The sequence below is a fragment of the Jiangella anatolica genome (assembly GCF_003236295.1).
GTDB classification, from domain to species: Bacteria; Actinomycetota; Actinomycetes; order Jiangellales; family Jiangellaceae; genus Jiangella; species Jiangella anatolica.
This window is the reverse complement of sequence record NZ_POTW01000029.1, coordinates 25,056-51,904: the sequence shown is the minus strand read 5'-3', so window position 1 is coordinate 51,904 and position 26,849 is coordinate 25,056. Positions and strand designations below refer to the sequence as shown.

At 74.1% G+C, this 26,849-nt stretch carries 27 protein-coding genes; 10 read left to right on the top strand and 17 right to left on the bottom strand.

Going from position 1 to position 26,849, the window contains the following annotated elements; all coding sequences use genetic code 11:
- Position 1 precedes the first annotated feature (1 nt).
- From C1I92_RS14205 to C1I92_RS14180, 6 genes are read right to left on the bottom strand one after another with little or no spacing between them, the layout of a single operon-like run.
- Positions 2-1,663 (bottom strand): NAD(P)/FAD-dependent oxidoreductase, encoded by a 1,662-nt coding sequence (locus C1I92_RS14205; protein WP_111255311.1) that lies wholly within the window; start codon positions 1,661-1,663, stop codon positions 2-4.
- 47 nt (positions 1,664-1,710) lie between these two features.
- A complete protein-coding gene (locus C1I92_RS14200; RefSeq protein WP_111255310.1) occupies positions 1,711-2,511 on the bottom strand; it encodes an alpha/beta hydrolase in 801 nt (266 codons plus the stop codon).
- 31 nt (positions 2,512-2,542) lie between these two features.
- Positions 2,543-4,417 (bottom strand): Na+/H+ antiporter NhaA, encoded by a 1,875-nt coding sequence (nhaA, locus tag C1I92_RS14195; protein WP_111255309.1) that lies wholly within the window; start codon positions 4,415-4,417, stop codon positions 2,543-2,545.
- Positions 4,417-5,349: a hypothetical protein gene (locus C1I92_RS14190; protein ID WP_111255308.1), complete on the bottom strand. Its 933-nt coding sequence runs from the start codon at positions 5,347-5,349 to the stop codon at positions 4,417-4,419. Before C1I92_RS14190 ends, nhaA begins: the two co-directional genes overlap by 1 nt.
- A 12-nt stretch (positions 5,350-5,361) precedes the next feature.
- Positions 5,362-5,607: a DUF2630 family protein gene (locus C1I92_RS14185; protein WP_111255307.1), complete on the bottom strand. Its 246-nt coding sequence runs from the start codon at positions 5,605-5,607 to the stop codon at positions 5,362-5,364.
- Between the two features lie 51 nt (positions 5,608-5,658).
- Positions 5,659-6,522: a LysR family transcriptional regulator gene (locus tag C1I92_RS14180; RefSeq protein ID WP_111255306.1), complete on the bottom strand. Its 864-nt coding sequence runs from the start codon at positions 6,520-6,522 to the stop codon at positions 5,659-5,661.
- Between the two features lie 96 nt (positions 6,523-6,618).
- Here C1I92_RS14180 and C1I92_RS14175 point away from each other — a divergent pair, with 96 nt between their 5' ends.
- Together C1I92_RS14175 and C1I92_RS14170 are read left to right on the top strand one after the other, a co-directional pair.
- A complete protein-coding gene (locus C1I92_RS14175; RefSeq protein ID WP_111255305.1) occupies positions 6,619-7,836 on the top strand; it encodes an MFS transporter in 1,218 nt (405 codons plus the stop codon).
- A gap of 9 nt (positions 7,837-7,845) precedes the next feature.
- Positions 7,846-8,796 (top strand): endonuclease/exonuclease/phosphatase family protein, encoded by a 951-nt coding sequence (locus C1I92_RS14170; protein ID WP_111255304.1) that lies wholly within the window; start codon positions 7,846-7,848, stop codon positions 8,794-8,796.
- Here the strand turns inward: C1I92_RS14170 and C1I92_RS14165 are convergent.
- Together C1I92_RS14165 and C1I92_RS14160 are read right to left on the bottom strand one after the other, a co-directional pair.
- Entirely contained in the window at positions 8,786-11,371 is a 2,586-nt protein-coding gene (locus C1I92_RS14165; protein WP_158564129.1) for an FAD-dependent oxidoreductase, read from the bottom strand. The two genes, C1I92_RS14170 and C1I92_RS14165, sit on opposite strands and share 11 nt — an antisense overlap.
- 111 nt (positions 11,372-11,482) lie before the next feature.
- Positions 11,483-11,932, bottom strand: coding sequence for a MarR family winged helix-turn-helix transcriptional regulator (locus tag C1I92_RS14160; RefSeq protein ID WP_111255303.1), 450 nt, complete (start codon positions 11,930-11,932; stop codon positions 11,483-11,485).
- 72 nt (positions 11,933-12,004) lie between these two features.
- Between C1I92_RS14160 and C1I92_RS14155 the strand changes: the two genes are divergently transcribed.
- The gene (locus C1I92_RS14155; protein ID WP_199521221.1) at positions 12,005-12,892 is read left to right on the top strand and encodes an LLM class flavin-dependent oxidoreductase; all 888 of its coding nucleotides are present in this window, start codon (positions 12,005-12,007) and stop codon (positions 12,890-12,892) included.
- A 4-nt stretch (positions 12,893-12,896) separates the two neighbouring features.
- Complete coding sequence (locus tag C1I92_RS14150) at positions 12,897-13,625, top strand: class I SAM-dependent methyltransferase (RefSeq protein WP_111255301.1); 729 nt, start codon at positions 12,897-12,899, stop codon at positions 13,623-13,625.
- Here the strand turns inward: C1I92_RS14150 and surE are convergent.
- Genes surE through C1I92_RS14130 form a run of 4 tightly spaced genes read right to left on the bottom strand, consistent with a single transcriptional unit; the run spans position 13,609 to position 17,106 of the window.
- Positions 13,609-14,427 carry a 5'/3'-nucleotidase SurE gene (gene surE / locus C1I92_RS14145; protein ID WP_111255300.1) on the bottom strand — a complete coding sequence of 273 codons (819 nt, stop codon included), beginning with the start codon at positions 14,425-14,427 and terminating at the stop codon, positions 13,609-13,611. The genes C1I92_RS14150 and surE overlap by 17 nt on opposite strands.
- Positions 14,424-15,428, bottom strand: coding sequence for a 1-phosphofructokinase family hexose kinase (locus C1I92_RS14140; RefSeq protein WP_111255299.1), 1,005 nt, complete (start codon positions 15,426-15,428; stop codon positions 14,424-14,426). Before C1I92_RS14140 ends, surE begins: the two co-directional genes overlap by 4 nt.
- 54 nt (positions 15,429-15,482) lie before the next feature.
- Positions 15,483-16,145, bottom strand: a complete 663-nt coding sequence (locus C1I92_RS14135) for a UdgX family uracil-DNA binding protein (RefSeq protein ID WP_111255298.1) — start codon at positions 16,143-16,145, stop codon at positions 15,483-15,485.
- Positions 16,138-17,106 carry an NAD-dependent epimerase/dehydratase family protein gene (locus tag C1I92_RS14130; protein ID WP_111255297.1) on the bottom strand — a complete coding sequence of 323 codons (969 nt, stop codon included), beginning with the start codon at positions 17,104-17,106 and terminating at the stop codon, positions 16,138-16,140. Before C1I92_RS14130 ends, C1I92_RS14135 begins: the two co-directional genes overlap by 8 nt.
- Before the next feature lie 141 nt (positions 17,107-17,247).
- On the opposite strand from C1I92_RS14130, the gene C1I92_RS14125 reads away from it, so the two are divergent.
- Both C1I92_RS14125 and C1I92_RS14120 read left to right on the top strand, forming a co-directional pair.
- Entirely contained in the window at positions 17,248-17,898 is a 651-nt protein-coding gene (locus C1I92_RS14125; protein WP_199521220.1) for a GAF and ANTAR domain-containing protein, read from the top strand.
- A gap of 42 nt (positions 17,899-17,940) precedes the next feature.
- Entirely contained in the window at positions 17,941-18,297 is a 357-nt protein-coding gene (locus tag C1I92_RS14120; RefSeq protein ID WP_111255330.1) for a WhiB family transcriptional regulator, read from the top strand.
- Between the two features lie 143 nt (positions 18,298-18,440).
- On the opposite strand, the gene C1I92_RS14115 is transcribed toward C1I92_RS14120, so the two are convergent.
- The gene (locus C1I92_RS14115) at positions 18,441-19,436 is read right to left on the bottom strand and encodes a DNA polymerase ligase N-terminal domain-containing protein (RefSeq protein ID WP_158564128.1); all 996 of its coding nucleotides are present in this window, start codon (positions 19,434-19,436) and stop codon (positions 18,441-18,443) included.
- Positions 19,437-19,699: 263 nt separating this feature from the next.
- Here C1I92_RS14115 and C1I92_RS14110 point away from each other — a divergent pair, with 263 nt between their 5' ends.
- A complete protein-coding gene (locus tag C1I92_RS14110) occupies positions 19,700-20,653 on the top strand; it encodes a sigma-70 family RNA polymerase sigma factor (RefSeq protein WP_111255294.1) in 954 nt (317 codons plus the stop codon).
- 61 nt (positions 20,654-20,714) lie between these two features.
- On the top strand, positions 20,715-20,909 hold the full coding sequence (locus C1I92_RS14105; RefSeq protein WP_111255293.1) for a hypothetical protein: 195 nt from the start codon (positions 20,715-20,717) through the stop codon (positions 20,907-20,909).
- Between the two features lies 1 nt (position 20,910).
- On the opposite strand, the gene C1I92_RS14100 is transcribed toward C1I92_RS14105, so the two are convergent.
- Positions 20,911-21,312, bottom strand: a complete 402-nt coding sequence (locus C1I92_RS14100) for a YjbQ family protein (protein ID WP_111255329.1) — start codon at positions 21,310-21,312, stop codon at positions 20,911-20,913.
- Between the two features lie 140 nt (positions 21,313-21,452).
- On the opposite strand from C1I92_RS14100, the gene C1I92_RS14095 reads away from it, so the two are divergent.
- Both C1I92_RS14095 and C1I92_RS14090 read left to right on the top strand, forming a co-directional pair.
- On the top strand, positions 21,453-21,962 hold the full coding sequence (locus C1I92_RS14095; RefSeq protein ID WP_158564127.1) for an RNA polymerase sigma factor: 510 nt from the start codon (positions 21,453-21,455) through the stop codon (positions 21,960-21,962).
- 42 nt (positions 21,963-22,004) lie between these two features.
- On the top strand, positions 22,005-22,781 hold the full coding sequence (locus tag C1I92_RS14090; RefSeq protein ID WP_111255291.1) for a hypothetical protein: 777 nt from the start codon (positions 22,005-22,007) through the stop codon (positions 22,779-22,781).
- A gap of 94 nt (positions 22,782-22,875) precedes the next feature.
- Here the strand turns inward: C1I92_RS14090 and C1I92_RS14085 are convergent, their stop codons facing one another.
- The 3 genes from C1I92_RS14085 to C1I92_RS34435 all read right to left on the bottom strand — a co-directional run bounded on the left by C1I92_RS14085 (position 22,876) and on the right by C1I92_RS34435 (position 26,837).
- On the bottom strand, positions 22,876-23,700 hold the full coding sequence (locus C1I92_RS14085; protein ID WP_111255290.1) for an ABC transporter permease: 825 nt from the start codon (positions 23,698-23,700) through the stop codon (positions 22,876-22,878).
- Positions 23,697-24,692 (bottom strand): ATP-binding cassette domain-containing protein, encoded by a 996-nt coding sequence (locus C1I92_RS14080; RefSeq protein WP_111255289.1) that lies wholly within the window; start codon positions 24,690-24,692, stop codon positions 23,697-23,699. The genes C1I92_RS14085 and C1I92_RS14080 overlap by 4 nt, the downstream gene beginning before the upstream one ends.
- 159 nt (positions 24,693-24,851) lie before the next feature.
- Positions 24,852-26,837, bottom strand: coding sequence for an MFS transporter (locus C1I92_RS34435; protein WP_199521218.1), 1,986 nt, complete (start codon positions 26,835-26,837; stop codon positions 24,852-24,854).
- Between the last annotated feature and the right edge of the window lie 12 nt (positions 26,838-26,849).

The window sequence follows — 26,849 nt, the reverse complement described above, 5'->3', positions numbered from 1 at the left end:
GTCACGTCGCCTCCAGGTAGCGGTGGACCAGCGTGATCGCCATGGCGCCCTCGCCGACGGCCGACGCGACGCGCTTGACGGACTCCGCGCGCACGTCGCCGGCGACGAACACGCCCGGGACGCTGGACTCCAGGTGGTACGGGGTGCGGGCCAGCGGCCAGTCGCGTGGCGGTCGCCCGTCGGCGTCGAGAAGTGCCGGCCCCGTCAGGAGGAAACCCCGTTCGTCGCGGGCGAATTCCTCACCCAGCCACGACGTCGGCGGCTCGGCGCCGATGAAGACGAACAGCCGCGTCGCGGGCAGCGTCTGCGTGCCGCCGTCGCGGGTGTCGGTGACGACGATGCGTTCCAGCCGGCCGTCGCCCTCGGCGGCGGTGACCTGGGTGCAGGTGCGCACCTCGACGCGCGGGTCGGACTCGATGCGCTCGACGAGGTACTCCGACATGCGCAGCCGCAGGTCGGGGCCGCGCACCAGCATGACGACCCGGTTGGCGTACTTGGCGAAGTGCAGTGCCGCCTGACCGGCGGAGTTGGCGGCGCCGACGATGTAGACGTCCTCACCCTTGCAGCCGGGCGCCTCGTGCGCCGATGCGCCGTAGTAGATGCCCCGGCCGGCGAAGTCGTCGGCGTGCTCGGCCGGCAGCTGCGACCACCAGACCCCGGTGGCGATGACGACGGCGTGCGCCGTGACCTCGTGACCGTCGTCGAAGCGGACGACGCGGCCCTCGCCCTGCGCGACGACGTCGACGGCGGCGGCCGCGGTGAGCATCTCGACGTCGAAGCGGACGGCCTGGTCGCGGGCCCGCTGAGCGAGCTCGGCGCCGGAGACGCCCTGCGGGAAGCCCAGGTAGTTCTCGATCAGGCTGCTGCGCGCGGCCTGGCCGCCCACGCCGGCGCGGTCGACCAGCAGCGTGCGCAGGCCCTCACTGGCGCCGTAGACCGCCGCGCCGAGCCCGGCCGGCCCGCTGCCGATGACGACGAGGTCGTAGAGCGGGCTGCCCGCCGTCGTGGCCAGGCCCAGCCGCTCGGCGACGTCGCGCAGCGGCGGGCAGGTGAGCACCACGCCGTCGGGCATGATGACCGCCGGCAGCGCCTCGTCGGGGATGGCCGCGGTGTCCTGCAGCGCCGCGCCCTCCGACCCTCGCAGATGCCGGTACGGGACCTGGTTGCTGGTCAGGAACTCCTTGAGGTCCTGGGTCTCGGCCGCCCACTGGTGCCCCAGCAGCGTGACGCCCTCGAAGCCCGGCCTGCTGTCGCGCGCCCAGTGCTCCAGCAGCTCGTCGAGCACGGGGTACAGGTGCTCCTCGGGCGGGTCCCACGGCTTGACGAGGTAGTGGTCGAGGTCGATGTCGTTGACGGCGCGGATGGCGGCCTGCGTGTCCGCATACGCCGTCAGCAGCACCCGCTTGGCCTGCGGCACGACGTCCATGGCCTGCTCGAGGAAGTCGATGCCGTTCATGCCCGGCATGCGGTAGTCGGCCAGGATCAGCGCCGTCGGCTCGCCCCGCAGCGTGAGCTCGCGCAGGACCTCCAGCGCGCCGGCACCGGTCTCGGACCGGACGACGCGGTGGTCCGATCCGTAGCGGCGGCGCAGATCGCGAGCGATCGCCCGGCTCACCGCCGGATCGTCCTCGACGGTCAGCAGCACAGGTCCCTGTCGTGGCACGTGCCCTCCATGAAGTGCCGAGCGGTCGGTGCCCCAAGGGTACGGCGTCAGAGGCCACGCGCTTTCAGCCAGGCGAGAACGTCGTCGGCGACGACCCGCCAGCCGGCGTCGATCGTCAGGCTGTGGCCGCGGTCGGGGTACTGCCGCAGCTCCGTCACGGCCGGCGACTTCCGGTACAGCCGGGCGGTGGTGCGCACGATCGCCGGCGCGACGGTGTGGTCCTTGCCGCCCAGCGTGAGCAGCAGCGGCCCGCGGGTCGCCTTGCCGGTGTCGACCTTGGCCGGCGACGACGGCTTGAGGTTGGCGACCGCGGCCTCGAACAGCGGCCGGCCGGGCGATCCGATCGTCCAGCGGTCGTACAGCTCGTCGGACTCCGCCTGCGGCAGCGCGTTGCCGAACCCGTAGCGGAACTGCTTGCGGGTCAGCGTGACGGTGCCGCGGCGGTTCGCCGGGTTGCGCAGGGCGACCGACGCGACCCGCAGCGACGACGGCGGCAGGAAGATCACGCCCTTGATCGGCGCCGGGTCGATCGCGACGGCCGCCGCGGCGAGGTTCTGGCCGAGCAGCCGCTGCGCGATCAGCCCGCCGAACGAGTGCCCGACGACGATGGGTTGCGTGTCCAGCGCGCCGATGACCTGGGCGTAGTGGTCGACGACGGCGTCGATGCCGATGCCGGCGACCCGCTCCGGGTGCTGGCGGTTCTCCTCGACCGACGGCGAGTCGCCCGGCCAGCCCGGCGCCTGCGGGTCGTAGCCGGCCTCACGGAACAGTTCCAGCCAGGGCGTCCACGAGTCGGCGTGCAGCCAGAGGCCATGGACGAAGACGACCGGACGACGATCACTGGACACGACGATCCCCCCTCGACGGCGCGTGCACCGATCATGGACCAGGATCGACCCGTTGGGAACGGGTCACGCCCAGCTCACGTGCGATGACCGCGCGCAGCGACTCCAGGTCGTAGGGGCCGTGGTGGCGCTGGCCGTTGACGAAGAACGTCGGGGTGCCGGCCACACCGCTCTGGTCGGCGCTCTCGACGTCGCGGGTGACCCGCAGCGCGAAGTGCCGGGACGACACGTCGCGGGCGAACCGGTCGACGTCCAGGCCCAGCTCCTCGGCGTAGCCGAGCAGGTCCGGGTAGGTCAGCGCGTCCTGGTGGGTCAGCAGCAGGTCGTGCAGCTCCCAGAACCGGCCTTGCTTGCCGGCCGCCTCCGCCGCCTCGGCGGCCAGCTGGGCGTGCTCGTGCACGTCGGTGAGCGGCAGGTGCCGGAAGACGAACGTCAGCTCGTCGCCGAAGGCCTCGGTCAGCTCGCGCAGAGCGGGCTCGGCCCGGCCGCAGTACGGGCACTCGAAGTCGCCGTACTCGATCAGCGTGACGGCGCCGTCCACCGGGCCGCGGATGTGGTCGACCTCCGGGTCGACGGGATCGGCGAGGTCGACGATCGGCGCGGCCAGCCGGTCCTGCCCGGCCGACCGGGCGCGCTGCGGCAGCCGGCCGATCGTGCGGAACACCAGCAGCGAGAGCAGCGTGGCGAGCAGCGACGCGGCCAGGATGCCGAGCCGGGCGTCGTCCAGCTCGGCGCCGTCGAACGCGATGCCGGCGATCAGCAGTGAGACGGTGAAGCCGACGCCGCCGATCGTCCCGGCGCCGATCAGCTGCGGCCAGGGCACCGTCAGCGGGAAGCCGAACCGGCTGGCCAGCCACGTCACGCCGATGATGCCGACCGGCTTGCCGACGACCAGGCCCAGCACGATGCCGAGCGTGATCGGCGACGTCGCCGCCTCCCGCAGCACCTCGCCATTGATCGCCATGCCGGCGTTGGCCAGCGCGAACACCGGCACGATGAGGTAGTTCGCCCACGGGTGGAACAGGTGCTGCAGCCGCTCGTTCGGCGACACGGCGGTCGCGAGCGACCGGCTGGCGGTCCGGGCGTACTCCGGCACCGGCTGCTCGCGGAACAGCCGCCACACCGCGCCGACGCGCTCCAGGTCCTCCCGCGACGGCGGGAACGCCGACGCCAGCAGGCCGAACGCGATGCCGGCCAGCGTCGCGTGCACGCCCGAGATCAGCGTCGCGAGCCACACCCCGGCGCCGACGATGAAGTACGGGACGCCGTGCCGGACGCCGCTGTGCTTGAGCACGATCACGACGCCGAACAGCGCGACCGCGACACCGAGCGCGCTGATCGACACGTCGCCGGAGTACGCGACCGCGATGATCGTCAGGGCCACCACGTCGTCGACGATCACCAGCGTCAGCACGAACGTCCGGGTCCGCGGCGACGCCCGCTCGCCGACCAGCGCCAGCACGCCCAGCGCGAACGCGGTGTCGGTGCCCATCGCGATCGCCCAGCCGTGCACGGCGGAGTCGCCGGCGTTGACGGCCAGGTAGAGCAGCGCGGGGACGGCCATTCCGCCGAGCGCGGCCAGCACCGGCGTCGCGACCCGGCGGCGCTCGCGCAGCTCGCCCATGTCGAACTCGCGGCGGATCTCCAGCCCGACGACGAAGAAGAAGAACGCCATCAGGCCGTCGTTCACCCAGTGCCGGATGTCCAGCGACAGCTCCGCGTCGCCCAGCCGGATGGCCAGCTCGGTGTGCCAGAACTCCTCGTAGCTGTCCGGCCACGGCGAGTTCGCCCAGATCAGCGCCGCGACGGTGGCGGCGAGCAGCACGATCGCGCCGGAGCTCTGCGTCGCGATGAACTCACGGATCGGCGAGGCCAGCCGCCGCGACCGCGGGGTCTGCCCGCCCGCCATCAGGACAGCCGGCTCAGCTGCTGCTTGGCCTCGCGACGCCGGCGGCGAGCCGCCTCGGAGGCCTTGCGGGCGGCCTCGACGTCGTCCTCGGCGCTGCCGACGTCGTCGCGGGCCTGCTCCAGCTCGCGGCGGGCGGCGTTCAGCTCCTCGGTCAGTCGCTCGACGGCGTCCTGGGCGCGCTCCAGCCGCTGCCGCTGGTCGTCCAGGGCCGCCTCGGCGTCGTCGACCCGGTCCTCGGCAGCGTCGACGTCGGCCTCGGCCCGCTCCAGCTCCCGCTCGGCGTGCTCCCGCTCGTCGCCGTCGCCCTCCTCCTCGGCCGGCGCCTGCTCCGCCTCGGTCTCATCCTCGGCCGCCGCGGGCTCCGCGGCCCGGGGCCGCCGCGTGGTCTCCAGCCGCTGGCCGCGGGCGACCCGTGCCTCGGACAGCGAGATCACCTCGGCCGGCTCGCCGTCGTCGTCGATCGCGCCGAACCCGACGTGCTCCAGCCCGTGCGAGAGCCGGGCGGCCTGCAGCTGCTCGGCCGCCCGCGGGTCGGCGATGGCGGCGTCCAGGGAGACGTTCACCGCCTCCAGCAGGTCCGGGCCGATCTTCTGCCCGGCCTCCTTGGCCAGTGCGCGGGCCGCCTTGAGCAGGGTGTCGACCTGCTTCTTCCGCTCGGCGGCCAGCTCGCGCAGCGCGGCGCCGTCCATCGCCGACGTCGCCCGGCGCATCCGCTCGCCGAGCGCGGCCAGCTCGGCGACCTCGGCGGCGCGCTGCCGGGCCAGCCGGTTGGTCAGCCAGGCGGCCACGGTCGGCTTGCGCAGCGCCTTGACCCGCGCGGCGACCTCGCCGTCGCCCTCGCTCTTGAGCCGCTTGGCCAGCGCGTTGCGGGCTTCGACGAACTCGTCGGGCGGGAGCGCGTAGAGCTCGTCCGCCGCCTCGTCGAGGTTCATGCGACCAGTGTCCTACTGCAGGTACTTCTCCACCTCGTCGACGGGCCGGGCGGCGGCCTCGTCGGGGTTCTGGCCGGCCTCGACCCGGGCCCGGCGCTGGCGGAGCAGGTCCCAGCACTGGTCCAGCTGCTCCTCGACCTGACGCAGCCGAGCGTGCTCCTCCTCGGTCGAGATCTCGCCCGCCTGCAGCCGCTGCCGCAGGTCGTGCTCGTCCTCGACCAGCGCGTTGATCCGGGCCCTGATGTCGTCTTCCTGCATCGCTGCTCCCACGTCGGTCCGAGCGGTGACCCTGCCGAGCATAGGCGTCGCTCAGCCGATGAGGTCGAGCATCGCCCGAGCCGCCGCCGAGAGCTGCTCGCGCGGCGGGTGCGCGACGGCGACCCGCCAGGTCGGTGCGGGGTCGACGGCGACGTACTCGACCCCGGTGGTGCTGGCGACGACGCCGGGCGGCACGAAGCCGACGCCGAGGCCCTGCCGGACCAGGTCGGTGAAGAGCGGGATGTCGTTGACCTCGAACGCCGTGACGCGGTCCAGTCCGGCGGCGCGGAACAGCTCGTCGGTCGCGGCGCGGGCGCCCCAGCCGGGGCCGAAGTCGACGAACGGCTCGCCGGCCACCTCGGCCAGCGGCACCGGCGCGGCGGCGGCGAACCGGTGTCCGGGCGGGCAGGCCAGCGGCATCGGCGCCCGGCCGAGCGGGCGGACGTCGACGCCGGCCGGCGGGCGGTCGCCGAGCGCGACGAACGCGAGGTCGAGCTGGGCGGTCCGGACGCCCTCGACCAGCTCGCTGCTGGGCGCCTGGCGCAGTCGCAGCTGCACACCGGGATGCGCGGTGTGGAAGCGGCGCAGCAGGTCCGGCAGGTCGTAGCTGTGCGAGGCCTGCATGAACCCGACCACGAGGCGCCCGGTGGTGACGCCGCGCACGGCGGCGACCGCCTCGCGGGCCAGCGCCGCGGCCCGCAGCGTCCGGCGCGCCTCCGGCAGCAGCACCCGGCCGGCCTCGGTCAGCCGCACCTGCTTCGTGCTGCGGTGGAACAGCTGGGCGCCGAGGCCGGACTCGAGCGCGCGGATCGACGCCGACAGCGCCGACTGCACGAGGTGCAGCCGGCCGGCCGCACGGGTGAAGTGCAGCTCGTCGGCGAGGACGACGAAGTGCTCGAGCTGGCGCAGTTCCATCGGTGATCTCGATCAGTGGAATCGAAAAGATCTGTTGGCACGATGGATCTTCGCGCGCGCACGCTGGGGACGTCAACCCACACGAGAAGGGTTCCGATGACCACCGAGCTCCTCTCCCGGCCCGGACGCACGACCGTCCCGCACGCGACCGGGTTCTGGCTCACCGCCTACGCGTTCGCCGTCACGATGGCGTTCTCCGCCGTGCCGACCCCGCTGTACGTCGACTACCAGCAGCGCGACCACTTCTCCGCGGCGACCGTCACGGTCGTGTTCGCGGTCTACGCGCTCGGCGTCGCGGTCAGCCTGCTGCTCGTCGGCCACGTCTCGGACCGGCTCGGGCGGCGACGCGTGCTGGTGCCGGCCGTGCTGCTGTCGGTCGCGGCCGGCGTGGTCTTCCTGCTCTGGCCGGCGCTGCCCGGCCTGCTGCTGGCGCGGGTGCTGCAGGGCTTCGCCGTCGGCGCGATCACGGCGACCGCGACCGTCCACCTCGCCGAGCTGCACCGGGCTGCGCGGCCGGACGCGGGCCCGCGCCGGGCCGAGGTCGTCGCCGTCGCCGCGAACCTCGGCGGGATCGGGCTCGGGCCGCTGGTCTCCGGGCTGCTGGCCGACGTCGCCGCCGACCCGCTGCGGCTGCCGTACCTCGTGGTCACCGCGCTGCTGGCGGTCGCCGCGATCGGGCTGGCGCTGGTGCCGGAGACCGCGCCGGCGCCGGCCGATCCCGGCCCGTACCGGCCGCAGCGGGTCCGGGTCCCGGCGGCGGAGCGCGGGCTGTACGCGGCGGCGGCGCTGACGGCGTTCGCGGCGCTCGCCGTGTTCGGGCTGTTCACGTCGATCGCGCCGACGCTGCTCACCGAGATGCTGGGCGCGCCGTCGCACGCGCTGACCGGCGCGGCCGCGTTCGTGACGTTCGCCGCGGGCGCGACCGGCCAGGTGCTGCTGTCGCGCCGGCCGCCCCGGCGGACGCTGCCGGCCGGCGCCGTCGCCGTGGCGGCGGGGCTGGCCCTGCTGGTCGTCTCGGTCGACGCCTCGTCGCCGGCCGGGTTCCTGCTCGGCGGCGTGGTGGCCGGCGCCGGGGCCGGGCTGCTGTTCGCTGCCGCCGTCGCGATCGTGTCCGGGCTGGCCGGCGCGACCGGACGGGCGGAGGCGCTGGCGGGACTGTTCCTCGCCGGCTACGTCGGGCTCGCGGTCCCGGTGCTCGGGCTGGGCCTGGCGACCCGGGTGACGGGGCTGTCCGGTGCGCTGCTCGCGTTCGCCGTCGTCGTCGGCGCGCTCGGCGTGGGATCGGCTCTGGCCGCCGTCCGCCGGCTCCGCTAGCGTCAAGCCGTGACCGTGATCGGCACGTGGAACCTGGAGAACCTGTTCCTGCCCGGCGACGAGGACGGCCGTCCGCCGGACCAGGCCACCTACGAGGCCAAGCTCGACGCGCTGGCCGGCACCATCGGCCGGATGGCGCCCGACGTCCTGGCGCTGCAGGAGATCGGCGAGTCCGCCGCACTGGCCGACCTGGTCGAGCGGCTCGACGGCGACTGGACCTCGCACGTGTCCGCGCATCCGGACAGCCGCGGCATCCGGGTCGCGGTGATCTCGCGGCTGCCGGTCGAGGAGACTGAGGACCTGGTCGCCTACGCCGACGGCGTCGGGCCGGTGCGCGCGTCCGACGGCGGCGCGCTGTCGGAGGAGATGGGCCGCGGCGCGTTCCGCGCCCGCGTCCGCACGACCGGCGGCGACACCGTCGACGTCGTCACCTGTCACCTCAAGTCCAAGCTGCTCAGCTATCCCGGCGGCCGGTTCGCGCCGCGCGACGAGGGCGAGCGGGCCCGCTACGGGGCGTTCGCGCTGTACCGCCGCGCGGCCGAGGCGGCCACCGTCCGCGAGTGGGCCAACGCGCTGCTCGACGGCGAGGGCCAGGATCGCTCGCTGCTGGTCTGCGGCGACCTCAACGACGAGCCCGGCGCGGCGACGACGCAGATCCTGCTCGGGCCCGGCGGCTCGGAGATCGGCACACCCGGCCTGAACCAGCCGGACAAGGGCGACGCGTGGCGGCTGTGGAACACCGCGCCGCTGATCCCGGAGGCGCGCCGGTACAGCCGCGTCTACCGCGGCCGGGGCGAGCTGATCGACCACGTGCTGGTCTCGCACCGGCTGCTGCAGCGGGTCGCGACGGTGGACAGCCTGGTCGACCGCGGGCTGCCGTCGGTCACCGACGACCCGCGACCCCGCGCGACGGCCCACGACTCCGACCACGCGCCCGTCGTGGCGACGTTCACGGACTGACGGTCAGGTCCTCGAACACCGCCAGGCCGAGCCGGTCCTGGACGTGCGCGCAGGACAGCACGCCGACGTCCTGGGTCGCGGCGGCGGTGGGCAGGTCGGCGGCGCCGATCGTCAGCCAGGTCGTGCCGTCGACGCTGTAGGAGCCGGTGAACCGCTGCCCGTTCCGCGCCAGCCGCAGGTGCACCGGCGACGGCGACGGGTTCAGCTCGGCCCGCAGCACCGACTCGACCGTGCCGCTGCCGTCGCCGTCCCAGATCAGCAGCAGCCCGTTCGCCGGCTTCACCACCAGCGCGATGTAGCCGGTCGACGTGCCGGCGCCGCGCAGGTCGTTGCGGAACACCAGCCCGGCCCGGGCGTTCGGGTCGGTGGCCTCCTGCGAGACGACGGTGACGGTCGCCGTCGTCGCGGGGCCGGCCGCGCCGTCGAGGAAGATCGCGCCGTACTGGTCGACGCCGGTCCACAGGTCGGCGCCGTTGCCAAGGATCGCCAGTCGGCCGCCGCGCTGGCCGAAGTGCGCGCGCGTCGATGCCGCCGTCGTCAGCGGCGCCTGCACCGGCTCGGCGACGGCGACGACGTGCTGAGCGCTGTGGCCGCCGCCGTCGTACGCGACGGTCGCGTCAAGCGTGGCCTGGGCGACCGGCTCGGCCGGAGCGGCCGCCGTCACCCGCCAGGTCACGGCGAACTCCGCGCCCGGCTCCACCGCGGCGGCCTCCGTCGGCGTCGACGGCGTCACCGTCCAGCCCGCTGGGGCAGCCAGCGCGAGCCGGACCGCTGACACCGTCGCCGCCTCCTCGTTGACGAACGTGACGGTGACGTCGGCGGCGACGGCCGGGCGCAGCTCGTCCGCCGCCTCGAACGTCAGCACGCCGGCGTTCGGCGGCCACGTGAGCACCATCCGGTCCGCCCGCAGCCGCTGCCGCAGCGCCGGGTAGGGCACGTCCTGCACGGCGATGCCGCCGCTCAGCGCGAGGTCCGCCGCGACCGCCGCCGCGTGCCCCGTCGCCATGAACACCGGCTCCATCCGCGCGGACCCGAACGCGATGTGCGACGCCGAGATCGCGCAGGTCACCAGCAGGTTCGAGCACTCGCCGCGCCTGGGGACGATGGCGCGGTAGGACAGGCCGTACGGCCCGGCCGGCGGCACCTGCACGTCGCCCTCGTTGCGCGGGAACCCGCCGACGAGCACGCGGGCGCAGTTGTGCGAGTCCATCGTGTACGACGCCAGCGCGATCGGGTCCGGCGCGGCCACCGTCCATCGGCAGTCGTGCTCGGTGACGACGTAGTCGCCGAGCATCCGGCGCGCCTCGCGTATGTACAGCTCGTGCGACCAGCCGGCCGTCGCCGGGAACTCGTCGTTCGTCAGGCCCCAGCCGTTCACCTCGGCCCGGATCGCCTCCGGCACCCGCGGGTCGTTGGCCAGGAACCAGAGCAGCCCCTGCTGGTAGGTGACGTGGTCCTGGAAGATCGCCTCGCGGGTCGCGTGGTCGCCGTCCGGCCAGTCGTAGTTGCGGCCGATGTTGTCGGTGCTCACGGCGCCGTTGTTGTTCATGTCGGTCTTGCCGTTCGGCATCGGCGTGTTCAGCCGCATCGCGTCCCACACGCCGGCCCGGATGTAGCGCAGCAGCAGCTCGTACCGGTCCGGGTCGTAGCCCGGCGGCTGGGGGAACGGCCTGCGGTCCGCGGCCCGGGTCAGGCAGACGCGGAAGTTGAACGCCTGGATGCGGTGGTCGCCCTGGCCGGTGGCGCCGGGCGCGTCGGCGGAGATGCCCGGCAGCAGGCCGCTGGCCGGGTCGCCGGGGACGACGTACGGGTCGAGCTGGCGCTGGAACTGGTGGCCGGAGCGGAACTGGACGCCGTTGAGCGTCTCGCCGTAGGTGCTGTTCGCCTCGCGGCCGACGGTGTAGCCGACGCCGGCGGCGGCCATCAGGTCGCCCTCGTAGCTGGCGTCGATGAACGCGCCGGCGACGAAGACCTTGCCGTTCTCGGCGCGCAGCGAGTGGATCCGGTCGCCGACCATGCGGACGTCCTCGAGCCGGTGCTCGCGGAAGACCTGGACGCCGGCCTCTTCGACCCAGGCGTCGAAGGTCTGCTCGGCGACGTGCGGCTCGAACGTGAACGACTCCGGCCGGCCGTAGTGCGCGCCGAGGCGGCGGTAGAACCCGCGGCTCAGCCCGCCGATCGACTCGATCCGCCCGGTGTCCGTCGCGCCGAGCCCGGCCGAGCTGAGCCCGCCGAGGTGCCGGCCGAAGACCACCAGCGCGACGCTGCGGCCGGCCTGCGCGGCCCGCACCGCCGCCGTCACCCCTGCCGACGTGCCGCCATACACGCACACGTCGGTGCGGACGATCCCCGGGGCGCGCGGAACCGGGTACCAGTACCGCAGCCCCGGGTTCTGGTCGGGCCCGATGGCGGCCTCGGCCACCGGCGTGGTCGCGGCGGACGGCGCGCCCGCAGCGGACGGCGCGCCCGCAGCGGACGGCGCGCCCGCAGCGGACGGCGCGCCCGCGGCCAGCCAGAGCGCTCCGGCTCCGGCGGCGCCCAACACGGTCCGGCGGGTGGGTTCGGGTGCGGGCATGCGCATCACCTTCCGGACGGCGGCGGCTGGAAAGCGCTTGGCCCGGATCGTACTGATCATTCCCGCGCGAGCGGAAGGTCTTTCGCGCGGTGAATTGTGAAACTCGTCCGGTCAGTGGCGAAAGTCGCGACCCAGTGCCCAGAGCAGGTCGCGCAGCTCCGCCGCATCGACGTCCGCGGCGGCGTCGAGGAACGTCCGCTCCGCGGCGTCGACCGCACGGGTCGCGTCGGCGCCGGTCTGCCGTCCGTGCTCGGTCGGCTCGATGAGGTTCTTCCGGCGGTCGGACGGATCCGGCCGCCGGCGGACCAGCTCCAGGCCCTCCAGCCGGTCGACGATCGCGACCATCGTCGTCCGGTCCACCTGCAGCGGCCGGGCCAGCTCCTGCTGCGACTGCGGGCCGTCCTGGGTCAGCGTCACGAGCACGGCCAGCTCGCGCGGGTCGAGGCCGTAGGGGGCCAGCGCCTGCCCGGTCAGCTCGGCGAGCCGCAGGTGCGCGCGCTTGAGCAGGTACTGCAGGCGGTAGGCCCGCGGCGGCGAGCCGGCGCCGTCGTCGGTGGACATGTGTCGATTCTGCCATCGCCCTGATCGTCAGTTAGACTGACGATCAGTCGTACTGATGAAAGGATGGCCATCGTGAACGGTGTCAGCTTCGGGCTCAAGACCACCCAGGTGAACGTCGACTACGCGGACCTCGTGCGGGTGTGGCGCGAGGCCGACGAGGTGCCCGTGCTGGCCGACGCCTGGCTCTGGGACCACCTGGTGCCGATCATCGGCCCGCCGACGACACCGGGTCACGAGGGCTGGACGCTGCTGGCGGCGCTCGCCGCTCAGACGTCGCGGATCCGGCTCGGGCACCTGGTCACGAGCAACCGGTTCCGGTCGCCGGCGCTGCTGGCGAAGATGGCGGCGACGGTCGACATCGTCTCCGGTGGCCGGCTGGTCCTCGGGCTCGGCGTCGGCGCGACCGACGCGCACGGCGAGGGTCAGGAGTTCGCCGCCCGCGAGCACGCCGCGTACGGGCTGCCGCTGGTGCCGCCGGCCGAGGGCCGGGCCGCGCTGGCGGAGGCGTGCACGATCGTCCGCCGGCTGTGGAGCGAGCCGCCGTTCGACTTCGACGGCGAGCACTACCGGCTGCGCGGCGCCGTGTGCGAGCCCAAGCCGGTGCAGCGCCCCGGCCCGCCGCTGCTGCTCGGCGCCTGGGGCCCGCGGTCGCTGCGGGTGGTCGCCGAGCACGCCGACGTGTGGAACGTCCCCGGCCCGCCGCACTTCGACCTCGCGCTGCTGCGGGAGCGGACGGCGCTGCTGGACCGGTACTGCGCGGAGATCGGGCGCGACCCGGCCTCCATCGCCCGCTCCGTCCAGCTGATCGTCGAGTACGACCAGCCGGCCGCCGCCCGTGCGACGGTCGAGGAGCTGATCGAGGCCGGGTTCGGCCACATCGTGCTCAGCGTGCGGCCGCCGCTGCGCGACGGCGTCGCGCACTGGCTGGCCGACGAGATCATCGGGCGCGTGGTCTCCTGAACCCATGGAGATCGGTGACGCGTTCGGCCGGGTGCTCGAGCGATGCCACGCCGCCGGCGGGCGGCCGGGTGTGGCGTTCACCGTGATGGAGCGCGACGACGGGCACATCGGGGTGCACGACGCGGCCGGCTACTTCACCGGCCTGGACGACTGGCCCGAGGCGGAACGGCGGATCTGCGCCGGTCTGGCCGGCCGGGTCCTCGACGTGGGCTGCGGCGCCGGTCGGCACGCCGCGGTGCTGGCCGCCGGCGGCGTCGACGTGGTCGGGGTGGACCCGTCGCCCGGGGCGGTCGCCGTGGCACGCGAGCGCGGCGTCGACGCGCGGCTCGGGTCGGCGGAGGCGCTGCCGGACGGCATCGGCACGTTCGACGCGGTGCTGCTGCTCGGCAACAACGTGGGCCTGCTCGGCTCGGCCACGACGGCGCCGGTGGTGCTGGCCGAGCTGGCCCGGGTGACGGCGCCCGGCGGGCGGCTGCTGCTGTCGGGCCTGGACCCGTTCGACACCGACGACGCCGAGCACCTGGCCTACCACCGGTGGAACCGCGAGCGCGGCCGGCTGCCGGGGCAGTGCCGGCTACGCGTGCGCGACGGCGCGCTGGCCACCGAGTGGTTCGACTACCTGTTCGTGTCCGAGCCGGAGCTGCGAGCACTCGTCGAACCGTCGCCGTGGACGATCGGGCGGTGGGAGCGCGACGGCCACGGATACGCCGTCGAGCTCACTCGCGGGCGGTAGCGGCGGCGCCGGCCACCGCGTCTAGAACGGGCGAGTCGATCTCGCACACCGACCGCAGCGCCGTGACGACGGCATGCCCGCCGGCCAGCAGGTCGGCGTCGGTGCCGGGCGCCGGTGGGTCGGCCAGGCCGGCGACGGAGAGCCGGATGTGCTCGTCGGTCTGCTCGGTCATCGTGGTCTGCACGATGCCGAACGCGGCCAGCGGCGCCGGCCGCAGCTCGCCCAGCTCGCCCGGCTCGCGGTCGGGGACGTTGAGGTTGAGCACCGTGCCCGGCGGCTGGTCCAGCAGCGCCGGCACCACCCGCGCGGCCAGCTCGGCCGCCGTCGCCCAGTGCGGCTCCGCCGCCGGGGCCTCGAGGTGGTACTCGACGGCGAGACCGACGTCGAGGGAGACGGCCAGGCCGCGCGACTTGTTGATGCCGGCGGTCAGGGCCGCGCCGACGGTGCCCGAGTGCAGGATCGCCCGTCCGACGTTGGCGCCGTGGTTGACGCCGGACAGCACGACGTCGGGCGGGTCGCCGAACGCGCCGTACGCCGCGATCAGCGCGATCAGCCCGGGCGCGGCGCCGACGGCGTACGCGGGCACGTCGTCGAGGCCGTCGAGCGGGTGCCGCCGCAGCGCGATCCGGTCGCGCTCCTCCAGCCCGGCGATGATCGACGCGCTGCTGCCGCTGGACTGCACCGCCGGCGCCGCCACGACGACGTCGAGGCCGAGCTCCTGCGCCGCTCCGGCCAGCGCGCGCAGGCCGGGCGCGTCGATGCCGTCGTCGTTGGTGACGAGGGCGCGCGGCCGGGCGGTCACGATCCGTGGGCCCGTTCGGCCAGGTCGCGCGGGGTGACCTGGGCCTGCGGCGCGGTGCCGGCGCCGGGCTCCAGCCGGTCCACCTCGACCAGCTCGCGCAGCTTCAGCACCGCCTCGACGTCGCCGGTGCCCAGGCCGTGCCGGGTGACGTTGAGCATGCCGGCCGCGGCGCCGAGCCGGACCGCGTCCTCTATGTCGCCGCCGCGGGCCAGCGTCGCCGTCACGCCCGCGGTGAGCGAGTCGCCGGCGCCGTGCGTGTCGGCGGACTGCAGCTGCGGCATCCGCACGACTCTGACGATGCCGTCGGCCAGGACCAGCAGCGGCTCGTGCGCCCGCGTGACGATGACGTACTCGGCGCCGTGGTCGTGCAGGTCGTGCATCGCCGCGATCAGCGCGTCCTGGTCGTCGCCGTCGGCGCGGCCGTCGTCGAGCAGCTCCTCATGGCTGACCTTCACCACCGTCAGCCCGCTCTCCAGGACCGCGGCGAGGCGCTCCCCGGCGAGGTCGGCGATGACCGGCTTGCCGACGGCGCGCAGGTCCGCCGCCAGCCGGCGGTAGGTGTCGGCCGGCACCGCGTCGGCCGCCGCCGGGTGGTCCGACGGGCCGCTGAGCAGCACCGCGCCGGCGTCCAGCCCGGTGCTCAGCGTCAGCCCGTACAGCTCGTCCAGGTCGTGCCGAGTCAGCGGGTCCGACGGCGCCTCGGCCACCTCGACCCGCTCGCCGCCGCGGCGGTCGTGGATGTAGGCGCCGTTGCGGCCGGCGCCCTCGACCGCCTTGACGGCGACGCCCTCGTCCTCGATCAGGTGCCGCAGCACGGTCCCGGTCTCACCGGCCAGCACGCAGCACATCGTCACCGACGCGCCGAGCGTGACGAGCATCCGCGCCTGCCAGACGCCCTGGCCGCCGGCGTGGACGTGGATGTCCGGGCTGCCGCCCTGCTCCTCGACGGTCACCGTCAGCACGGGCGACGGTGCGAACAACGCGACGTCGCTGGGCACCATGGCTCCTCCGTTCGTCACCCTGGACGTACCCAGGACGCGCCGAGTCGACGCGGGTCAGGACAGCACGGCCGCGGCGGCCCGCAGGTCGTCGACGAAGCCGGCGTACGCGGCGGACCGGTCGCGGGAGCGCAGCACCGCCGACGGATGCACGGTCGCGACCACCACCGCGTCGTCGAGCGGCGGCCCGTCCTCGGTCGTCAGCGGCGACGCCGGCGCGAAGTCGGCCCACTCCAGCGCCTGGCCGTGCTGCTTGGTCACCCGGAACGAACGGCCCAGGATCGTCGCGGCGGCGGTCGCGCCGAGCACGACGAGGACCCGCGGCCGGACGGCGGCCAGCTCGGCCCGCAGCCACGGCCGGCAGGCGGCGATCTGGCCGGCGTCGGGCTTCTCGTGGATCCGGCGCTTGCCCTCGCGGTGGAACTTGAAGTGCTTGACGGCGTTGGAGACGTAGGCGGCGTCGCGGTCCAGACCGGCCTCGGCCAGCGCGCGGTCCAGCAGCCGGCCGGCCGGTCCGGCGAACGGCCGGCCCTCCCGATCCTCGATGTCGCCGGGTGTCTCGCCGACGAGCATCAGGGGCGCGTCCCGCGGGCCGGCGCCGAACACCGTCTGGGTGGCGTCGCGGTACAGGTCGCAGGCCTGGCAGTGTGCCGCGGCGGTGCGCAGCCGCGACAGCGAGCGGGTCCGCGGCACCGGCGCCGGAGCGATGACGTCAGGCATGGCGGACCCGGGCGCGGCGGAACCAGGCGAGGGTGGCGGCCAGCCCGTCGCGGACTCCGGTGCGCGGCCGCCAGCCGAGCAGCTGCGCGGCGAGCGTGACGTCGGGCCGCCGGGCGTGTGTGTCGGTGACCGGCGGGTCGACGAAGACGATCTCGGCGTCCGGGCCGGCGATCTCCGCGACCTCGCGGGCCAGCGCGAACACCGACACCGCCTCCGGGCTGCCGATGTTGACCGGCCCCGGATACTGGCCGCCGGCCACGGCCAGTAGCCCGGCGACCGCGTCGTCGACGTAGCACAGCGAGCGGGTCTGGGTTCCGGGGCCGGGCACCGTCAGCGGCGTCCCGGACAGCACCTGCCGGATGAACCGCGACAGCACCCGGCCGTCGTCCAGCCGCATCCGCGGCCCGTAGGTGCCGAAGATCCGCGCGATCCCGGTCCGCAGGTCGTACGCGCTGCGGTACGCCGTCGTCAGCGCCTCGGCGAACATCCGCGACTCGTAGTAGCCGCCGTACCCGCCGGCCGGGTCGACCGAGCCGGCCTGGTCCTCGCGGCTGGGCGCGTCACCGGCCGGGCCGTACACCTCCGACGTCGACGCCAGCACGAACTGGGCCTGCCGATCCCGGGCCAGGTCGAGCGCGTTGAGTGTGCCGACGCTGGCGATCCGCATGGTGGCGACCGGGTCGAGCAGATAGTCGCTGGGCGCGGCCGGAGCGGCCAGGTGGTAGACGACGTCGACCGGCCCGACGAGGGCGTCCTCGTACTCCGTGAGGTCCTGGCGCACCAGCGTGAACCTCGGCTCGTCGGCCAGCTGGCGCAGGTTGGCGGCGCTGCCGGTCGAGAGGTTGTCGACGCACGTGACGCGATGGCCTGCCGCGATGAGCGCGTCGCACAGGTGCGAGCCGAGAAATCCGGCGCCACCGGTGACCACCGCGTGCTGCGTCGCGACGTCATCGCCATACATGCCTGGTGCATACCCGCTCATCTCGGATCGACACGGCGCCGGGCGCGTCAGGCGGCGATACGTGGGGGAAGATGGAGGGGCGGACGGCGCGACATGGCGGAGGACGGAGTGGCCGAACCAGACGCGGGAGACTTCGCGGAGATGGCGCTTGCGTTGCACGACGAGCCGGACGTCGAGCAGACGCTGGACCGAGTGGTCGAGTACGCCCGGGCGGCCACCGTCTGCGACGAGGCCGGGCTCATGCTGGTACACGGCGGCGGCCGCATCGAGACCGCCGCCGCCACCGACCCCTGGGTGCACAAGGCCGACGAGCTGCAGAACGACATCGGCGAGGGGCCGGGCCGGCTGGTGGTCGAGAGCCGCACGTCGGTGCTGGTCGACGACACCGCCGCCGACCCTCGCTGGCCCACGTGGGGCCCGCGCGCCGCCGAGTTCGGCCTGCGCAGCGTGCTGTCGGTGCGGCTGCACACGGCGCACACCACCCTCGGCACGCTGAACCTCTACGGCCGCCGGGCCGGCATGTTCGACGACGACGACATCGACGTCGCGCAGATCTTCGCCCGGCACGCGTCCATCGCGCTCGCATCGGCGCGCGAGGAGGACGGGCTGCGGGAGGCGATCGGCGCCCGGCACCTCATCGGGCTGGCGCAGGGGATGCTGATGGAACGGTACGGTCTCGACGCCGACCGCGCCTTCGCCGTGCTGCGGCGCTACTCCCGCAACACCAACGTCAAGCTGCGTGCCGTCGCCGAGCGCGTCATCGCCACCGGACGGCTGCCCGACGAACCCTGATCGGCGCGGTTTATCGGCCGAACCCCTGGGTAACCGGGGGTGATGACCATCGGCGTGATGCGGATCGTGCTGCGGACCGAGACCGGCCGGCGCAGCGATGTGGTCGTGCCCAGCGCGGAGGAGGCGGGGGCGCGGGTGGACTCGGCGTCGTGGTGGGAGTACGGGCTGTGCCGGGGCTGGGACGCGGACCTGTTCTGCGCGCCCGACGGCATGTCACCCAGCCGCAAGCGCGCGCAGGAGACCAGGGCGAAGCGGATCTGCCGGACCTGCCCGGTCCGGGAGCGCTGCCTCGCCGAGGCGATGGCCAGGGACGAGCAGGCCGGCGTGTGGGGTGGGCTGGATACCGAGGAACGGCGGCGGCTGGAGCGGCGGCGACGGGGGATGCGCCGCTCCAGCTGACCGTCCGCCGCTACGCGGGCCGGAGGCGGACGGGACGGCGCCGACCTCGTCGAGCGGCCCTTGGCACGCCGGAGCGTTCCACGAACGCCGCATTTCGGGCGCGAGAGGTCGCCCGCGGCGTGCCAAGCGCGATGTTTCGCCGCTCACGCGGTGATGCGCCGCCAGTCGCGGCTGCGCCGGCCCGGCCGGTAGGGACTGTCCAGCCGTTTCGCGACGACGCCGGCGAGGCCCTGCTGGCGGGCCGCCTCGAGCAGCACGTCGCCGTCGCCGCGCTGGTGGTCCGGGACCTGCCAGGCGGATCCGGCCAGCCGCAGCGCCGTGAGCTCGCGCCGTCGCTCCTCGTACGGCGCGTCCAGCAGCGACCGGCCGTCCAGGTGCAGCAGGTCGTACACGACGTACACGACCGGCGCGGTCTCGGCCCGGCGGCGGATGTCGGTCTCGTCGGACGCCGCCACCCGTCGCCTCAGCCGCGTGGCGCTGGGCCGGCCGTCGGCGCCGAACGCGACCAGCTCACCGTCGAGCAGCAGCCGGCGAGCGCCGACGGCGTAGGTCAGCGGCCGCAGCTCGGGGTAGCGCCGGGTGACGTCGCGGCCGTCGCCGTCGGCCAGCCGGAGCCGGCCGGGGTCGGCGTACGCGAGCGTGCGGGCGCCGTCCCAGTCGACCTCGAACGCCCAGGCGTCCTGGTCCCGCGGCAGCGCGCCGGGGGTGGCCGTCATCGGCGCCAGCGACTCCGGCAGCGGCTCGCCGTCGTCGGCCGGTCCGTCCATCCGGTGGATCATCCAGTCGTCGCCGCGGGTGCGGAACAGCGCGAACCGCCCCTGGACCCGTTCGCCGTCGAACCGGGCCACGACCTTGTCGTCGCGGAACTTCTCCGCCGTGTAGGTGCCGTGGTCCCAGATCGTCATCGCGCCGCCGCCGTACTCGCCGGCCGGGATCTCGCCGTCGAAGGTGAGGAACTCCATCGGGTGGTCGTCGGTGCGGACGGCCAGCCGGTTCTCCTCGGGCGTGCGCGGGAACCCGCGGGGCAGCGCCCACGACGCCAGCACCCCGTCGTGCTCGACGCGCAGGTCCCAGTGCAGCCGGCGGGCATGGTGCTCGTGGACGACGAAGCGCCCGCCGGAACTCTCGTCGTCGCTCATCCGTTCCATCGTCGCCGGGGTAGTGCCCGGCCGACAAGCACGCCGCCGGAATAGCGGGTCGTACCAGGACGTTCCACTTAGCGGAAGTCTCCGGTAGACCGCCTGACGGCCCGGGGCTTCGGGAGCCGGATCGAGAGATCCGCGGACTCCCGCAGGGCAACCCACCACACACCATCGACGGTTCGCGCCCGAGCGCGCGCGGACCGGCATGGGCGAGCCATGGGGTGCCACCAAGACATCGCGATGAGTAAGGAGAACGGGGAATGACGATGGTGGAGGAGCAGGTCCGCGCCCCGAACCGGGTGCGTGACGAGGACTACGACCTGGTCGGCCAGTACCTGAAGCAGATCGGCTCGACGCCGCTGCTCTCGGCGGCCGAGGAGGTCGAGCTGGCCCGCCGGATCGAGGCGGGCGTCTACGCGGCGTCGCTGCTGGAGTCCGAGGTCGACGGCGACCGGCGGGCCGAGCTGGAGGCGCTGGTGCGCGACGGCGAGCGGGCGAAGGATCACATGATCCGGGCCAACCTGCGGCTGGTCGTGTCGGCGGCGCGCAAGTACTACCGCAACAGCGGGCTGCCGTTCCTGGACGTCGTGCAGGAGGGGAACCTGGGCCTGATCCGCGCGGTCGAGAAGTTCGACTACGCGAAGGGGTTCAAGTTCTCGACGTACGCGATGTGGTGGATCCGGCAGGCCATCGAGCGCGGCAAGGCCGAGCGGGCCCGCACGATCCGGCTCCCGGTGCACGTGCTGGAGACGCTGTCCAAGCTGGGCCGGGCCGAGCGCAAGCTCACCGTCGACCTGGGCCGCGACCCGACGCCGGACGAGCTGGCCGAGGAGATCGACCTCACGACCGCCCGGGTGATCGAGCTGCGCCGCATCCGGCGCGACACGGTCAGCCTGGACACCCCGATCGGCGACGAGGGCAGCGCGAGCCTCGGCGACCTTATCGAGGACACCGAGACGCCGCACGCCACCGACGTCGTGGAGTTCCAGGCGCTGGGCGAGCAGGTCCGTGAGCTGGTCGGCACGCTGGCCCCGCGCGAGGCCCTGATCGTCTCCATGCGATTCGGGCTCGAGGACGGCGAGCAGCACACGCTGCAGGAGGTCGCCGAGCGGGTCGGCCTGACGAAGGAGCGGGTGCGTCAGCTGGAGAAGCTGGCGCTGGCCGAGCTGCGCGACCCCAAGCGGCACCAGCCGCTGCTGGAGTGGGCCGGCTGAGCCGATCGACACCGAAGGACCCGGGCGTAGCCTGGGTCCTTCGGCATGTCTGGAGGCTGTCATGAGCGAGCACCCCGACGGTGTGCATCACACCACCCAGGAAGAACGCGACCGCGCGATGGCCGTCCACTCCGTCGACGACGAGACGCGCGTGCACGGCGACGCCGACGAGACCGAGCAGGTCATGGGCGCCGACGGCGACCTGCGGGTGCCGGACGAGCCGGTCGAGCCGGTCGAGCCGGACGACGAGGGCTGAGTCAGCCCGGCAGGAACGACAACCGCAGCTTCCGGTCGCGGTTGTCGACGTTCGAGTCGACGACGCACACGCTCTGCCAGGTGCCCAGCGCCGGCGCGCCGTCCAGCACCGGCAGGGTCAGCGACGGCGCGATGAAGGCGGGCAGGACGTGGTCGCGGCCGTGGCCGAGGCTGCCGTGACGGTGGCGGTAGACGTCCTCGCGCGGCAGCAGCCGGTCGACGGCGTCGGCGAGGTCGGGCTCGGTGCCGGAGCCGGTCTCGATCAGCGCCAGCCCGGCCGTGGCGTGCGGCACGAAGAGGTGGCACAGGCCGTCGCCGCGGCCGCGGCAGAACTCGAGCACGGCGCGGGTCACGTCGGTCACCAGGTCGGCGCCGGTACGCAGGTCGACGATGTGGGTGTCCATCCGGACCATTCTGGCGGCTGCTGTCCACACACGTTCCGGAAGCCGGACGTCAGCCCGTAACCTTCTGGCCAGCGAGGTGATCACACTGTGAGGCAGGCGCCAGGGGGAGGCGAGCGGTCATCGGGGAAGAGTTCGACGTCGTGCTCGACGCGGCGCGCGCGGGCGCGCCGTGGGCCTTCGAGCGCCTGTACGGCGACCTCGCGCCGATCGTCACCGGCTACCTGCGTCTGCAGGGCTCGGCCGAGCCGGACGACCTGACCAGCGAGGTCTTCCTCGGCGTGTTCGCCGGGCTGCCCTCGTTCGAGGGGACGGAGTCGCAGTTCCGGTCCTGGGTGTTCACCATCGCGCACCGCCGGCTGATCGACGAGCGGCGGCGGGCCGTGCGCCGGCCCAGCGAGCCCACCGACGACCCGGCGACGCTGGACGGCCCGGGCGGCGACGCCGAGGCCGAGGCGCTCGACGCGCTGGGGCTGCGCCGGGTGTACGAACTGTGCGCGACGCTCTCGGCGGAGCAGCGCGAGGTGGTGCTGCTGCGCATCGTCGGCGACCTGACGGTCGAGCAGGTCGCCCAGACCGTGGGCCGCTCCGTCGGCGCCGTGAAGGCCCTGCAACGGCGCGGTCTGACGGCGTTGCGGAAAAAAGTCGAGTGAACCCGTACCCCTGGACGTCGCGCCGGCGATGACAGGGACGAGATGCTTCCACTTCACCTGCTCGACGAGGACACCGTCGAGGCCCTGCTGACCGGCCGCCCGGTCACGCCCGGACTCGCGCCGCTGGCCGGCGCCGTCGGGGCGATCAAGGCTGCCTCGCGGCAGCCGGTGCGGCCGTCGGCCGAGCTGGCCCAGCGCATGGCCAGCGGTGACTTCACCGGCATCTCGCCCGCACCGATCCCGGCGCCGGCCGGGCGCCGGTTGCGCTCCTGGCTCTCCGGGGTCAGCCCCCGGGTCCGCGTCGTCACCGGCGCGGTCGTCCTCTTCACCGGCCTCACCGCCGCCACCGCCACGGGCGCGCTGCCCGGCCCGGCGCAGGCGCGCATGGAGACGCTGATCGAGACGGTGACGCCGATCAGCTTCCAGGACGAGCCCGAGCCCGACGTCGTCGACATCCGCGACACCGAGCCCGACCGCGGCCGCACCGCCTCCACGGGGCCCGGCGAGTCGCACACCCCCGCAGACCCCGGCCCGCCGGTGACGACGCCACCCGGTAAGCCGGAGACCCCTCCCGGTAAGCCCGAGACTCCGGGCAACCCGGACAAGCCGGAGACCCCGCCGCCGGGCCGGCCGGAGACGCCGGGCAATCCGGACCGGCCGGAGACACCGAGGCCCGAGGCGCCGGCGCCGGACAACTCCGGCCAGGGGAACAACGGCAACGGCAATTCCGGGAACGGGCTCGGCGACGGCAACGGCGGCGCCGGGAACGGCAACGGTAACGGCAACTCCGCAGATCGCCCCAACGGTCCAGACCGTTAGGGCCCCAGAACGCCCGACGTATCGATGACGTCGGGTGCAGGTTGCGGCCCCGGTTCGCTGCGGAGGCCGGGGTCGCAACCTTCAACTTCTCCCGTCACACCGACCGCTGGTAGGCGCGGAACGCCCGGGTGGCCAGCCAGGCCATGACCAGCATCAGCGCGAACAGCAGCCCGGCCCGGCCGAGGACGGCCGACCAGTCCGGGTGGCCCAGCAGCGCCTCGCGGCTGGCCCGTGCTGCCCAGTCGACCGGGTTGTAGCGGGCGATCGTGCCGACCCAGTCCGGCAGCAGCGCCGGCGCCATCATCACCGTCGACGTGAACGCCAGCGGCAGCGTCAGGAACTGTGACACCCCGATCAGCGACTCCTGCGAGCGCAGCATCAGCGCCACCGCGCAGGACAGCGCCGCGAAGATCACCGCGAGCAGCACGGCGCACAGCAGCACCACGAGCACGCCGGTCACGCCGCCGTCGTAGCGCGCGCCGGCCGCCACGCCGACACCGAACACGATCAGCGACTGCACGACCGTCACCACCGCCTGGTACGTGAGCGCGCCGGTGATCAGCGCGCCGCGGCTCACCGGCGAGGTGAGGTTGCGGTCCATCACGCCGCGGTTCATGTCGTCGATGAAGCCGGTGCCGGCCCAGCCGGCCGACATCATCGCCGTCATCACGACGACGCCGGGGGTGAGGTACTCCAGGTAGGACGTCGAGCCGAAGCCGGGCAGCTCGGCGACGCGCTCGAACAGCGCGCCGAACAGCAGCAGCCACACCATCGGCTGGATCAGTGTGAACGCCAGGTACACCGGCTCGCGGCGCAGGATCCGCAGCGAGCGTCCGGTGAGGTAGCCGGCGTGCCGCAGCGACGTGAACCGGCGCGACTCGGCCGCCGGCGCCACCGGTGCGAGGGTCGTCGCGCTCATGCCGCCACCTCCGTCCCGGCGCGACCGGCGCGGTCGGCGCTGTGGAAGGACCGGCCGGCATGGCGCAGGTACACGTCGTCCAGCGACGGCCGGGCGACCGTCACCGACGCCAGCGGGATCGCGGCGTCCTCCAGCGCGGCCAGCAGGCCGGGCAGCGTCGCCGCGCCGTTGCCGACGCGGGCGTGCAGCCGGGCGCCGTCGGCGCTGATCTCACCGGTGCCGCGTACCGAGGCGACGGCTCGCCGGGCCGCCTCCTGCTGCCCCGCGTCGGCCAGCTCTACCTGGACGGTGTCGCCGTCCAGGCCGCCCTTGAGCTCCTCCGGCGTGCCCTCGGCGACGACCTGGCCGCGGTCGATGATGACCAGGCGGTCGGCCAGCTGATCGGCCTCCTCCAGGTAGTGGGTGGTGAGCAGCACGGTGACGCCGTCGGCCTCGGTGACGCCGGAGATCTCCGCCCACATGTCCGCGCGGGCCTCCGGGTCCAGGCCGGTGGTCGGCTCGTCGAGGAACAGGACGCGCGGCCGGTGCATGAGCGCCAGCGCGACGTCGAGCTTGCGCTGCATGCCGCCGGACCACGTCTTCGTGACGCGGTCCGCGGCGTCGGCCAGCCCGAACCGCTCCAGCAGCTGGTCGCCGCGGGCGCGGATGTCGGAGCGGGACAGCCCATAGACGTGGCCCTGCAGGGTCAGGTTCTCCCGCCCGGTCGCGGTCGGGTCGAAGCACGGCTTCTGCGGCACGTAGCCGATCGCGTGCCGCACCCGGCCCGGCTCCCGGCTCACGTCCAGCCCGGCGACGACGGCGGTGCCGCTGTCCGGCGTGGAGAGCGTGGTGAGGATCTTGGTGGTGGTCGACTTGCCGGCCCCGTTCGGCCCGAGCAGGCCGAACACGGTGCCGCGTGGGACGGCGAAGCCGACGCCGGACAGCGCCCGGACCGCCTTCGTCCCCTTGCCGTAGGTCTTGACCAGACCCTCGGCCTCGATGGCGTGCTGCATGGTGTGGATCTCCTTCCGATGGGAAGGAGCCGGCGCCGCCCGTATCCTTGGTGATGCAGGACCTGGGATCGGGGCGATCCTTGTGGTGAGTCTCCGGCTCCTGGTTTGCGATGGGCTCCCGGTCGTGGTGTTGCAGCACCGTGGCCGGGAGCCGTGTCGTCAGTCGTGTTTCTCGTAGTGGGTCACGAAGGTCAGCTCGTCGGCGAACTCCGCGTTGATCTTCGCCTCGATCTCCTCCGGCGGGAGCCCGGAGCGGCGCAGCTCGTGCACGCGCTGCCACATGGCGAACCCGCCGATCGACCCGTCGCGCAGATCGGCCAGCAGTTGCTCCACGAACGTGGTCTCGGCGCTCAGCAGCGCGGCGGAGAACTCGGCCTCGATCATGAACAGCCGCGGCAGCTTGACCGTGGCCGCCTCGGCGAACATCGCTTCGACCGCCTTCTGCCGGAAGTGCAGGTTGCGCAGCCGCTGCGAGAGCAGCTCGGTCACCTGCTCCGGCGGCAGCGCAGCGGCCAGCGTCAGAGCCGCCTCGAACTGGGTGAACTCCTTCTTCGGCGTGCTGAGCAGCTCGACCAGCCAGTCGACCATGACCCGCCCGCCGGCGTCGGTGATGGCGTAGACGGTCCGCTCCGGCCGGCGGCCCTCGCGGACGGTCTCGGTCGCCTCGACCAGGCCGCGCTTCTGCAGCGAGTCGACGACGGAGTACAGCGAGCCGTAGTTGAGCTTGATGCTGTCCTCCTTGCGCCGCTCGCGCAGGGTGCTCGACATCTCGTAGGGGTGCATCGGCCGCTCCCACAGCAGCACGAGCACGGCCAGTGCCAGTGGGTTGGACGGACGGGTCGCGGCCACGACGCCTCCTTCGACAGCTGCTCGACAACGAATACTCGACTTCGAGTATTCGTCTCCGAGCAAGCGTTGCCAACCGGTGAGCCGGACGTGGCGGAACGGCGACACGAGCAGCATCAGCACGACGGCGGCGAAGATCGCCGCCGCCAGCACCAGCGCGGGCGCGGGCCCGAGCCGGTCGGCGAGCATCCCAGCGAGGGGCGAGACCACCACGATCACGGCCCGGTTGAAGGACCGCATGGTCGTGTTCGTGCGCGCCTGCAGGGTGTCCGGGCTGAGCGCCTGGCGGTAGGCCATCTCGTGCGAGTTGCTGAGCCCCATCGCGAAGCCGTGCAGCGCCTGGCCGGCGCCGAGCAGCACCGCCGCCGGGCCTGCCCCCGCCGACGCCGCCACGATGACGGCGACCATGCTGACGGCGTGTGCGGCGATGATCGCCCCGCCGGTGCCGATCCGGCGGCTGACGGCCGTGGTCACCACCGCACCGAGCAGGGCGCCGACGCCGGCCGCGGCGGTGGTGAGGCCGAGGACCGCGGGGGACAGCCCGAGCTCGCGCAGCGCCCAGACCGGGATCGCGACGGACACGACGGCGTTCCCGGCGAACCACACGTGGGTCGCGACGGCCAGCCGCGCCAGCCCGGACGCGCCGTACACCCAGCGCACCCCCTCGGCGATCTCCCGGCGCAGACTCGGCGCCGGTCCGCCGGTGCGTACGCGGGGCTCGTCCATCCGGGTCGTCGCGACCATGACCGCGGCGAACACATAGCTGACCGCGTCGGCGAGGATCGCCAGCGGGGCGCCCACCCACCGGACCAGCAGGCCGCCGAGCGCGGGTCCGGCCGTCTGGGCCACCGCGTCGGCGCCGTCGATGCGGGCGTGCGCCCGCTGCAGGTGCGCGCGCGGCACCAGCCGGGGCAGGAACGCCATCGAGGCGGCGTCGTTCACCAGCGAGGCGGCGCCGAAGCACGCCACGATGGCCACGAGCAGTGGGAAGGTCAGCAGATCGGCGGCCCAGGCGGCCGGGATCGCCAGCAGCAGGGCGGCGCGGGTCAGGTCGCTGGCGATCATGACCGGCCGCCGCCGGACCCGGTCGACGAGCGCGCCCACCGCCAGCCCGAACAGGAGGTAGGGCAGCCACCGGGCCGAGCTCACCCAGCCCACCTCGGTGGCGCCGCCCTCGAGATCCAGCACCACCAGCGTCTGCAGCGCGAGCAGGGTGACGTAGCTGCCGAGCCCCGAGACCGCCTCGCCGGCCCAGAACCGCCGGAACCCCGGCGGCGGGAACGGCGGCTCGGCGCTCACGGGCCCCACTCT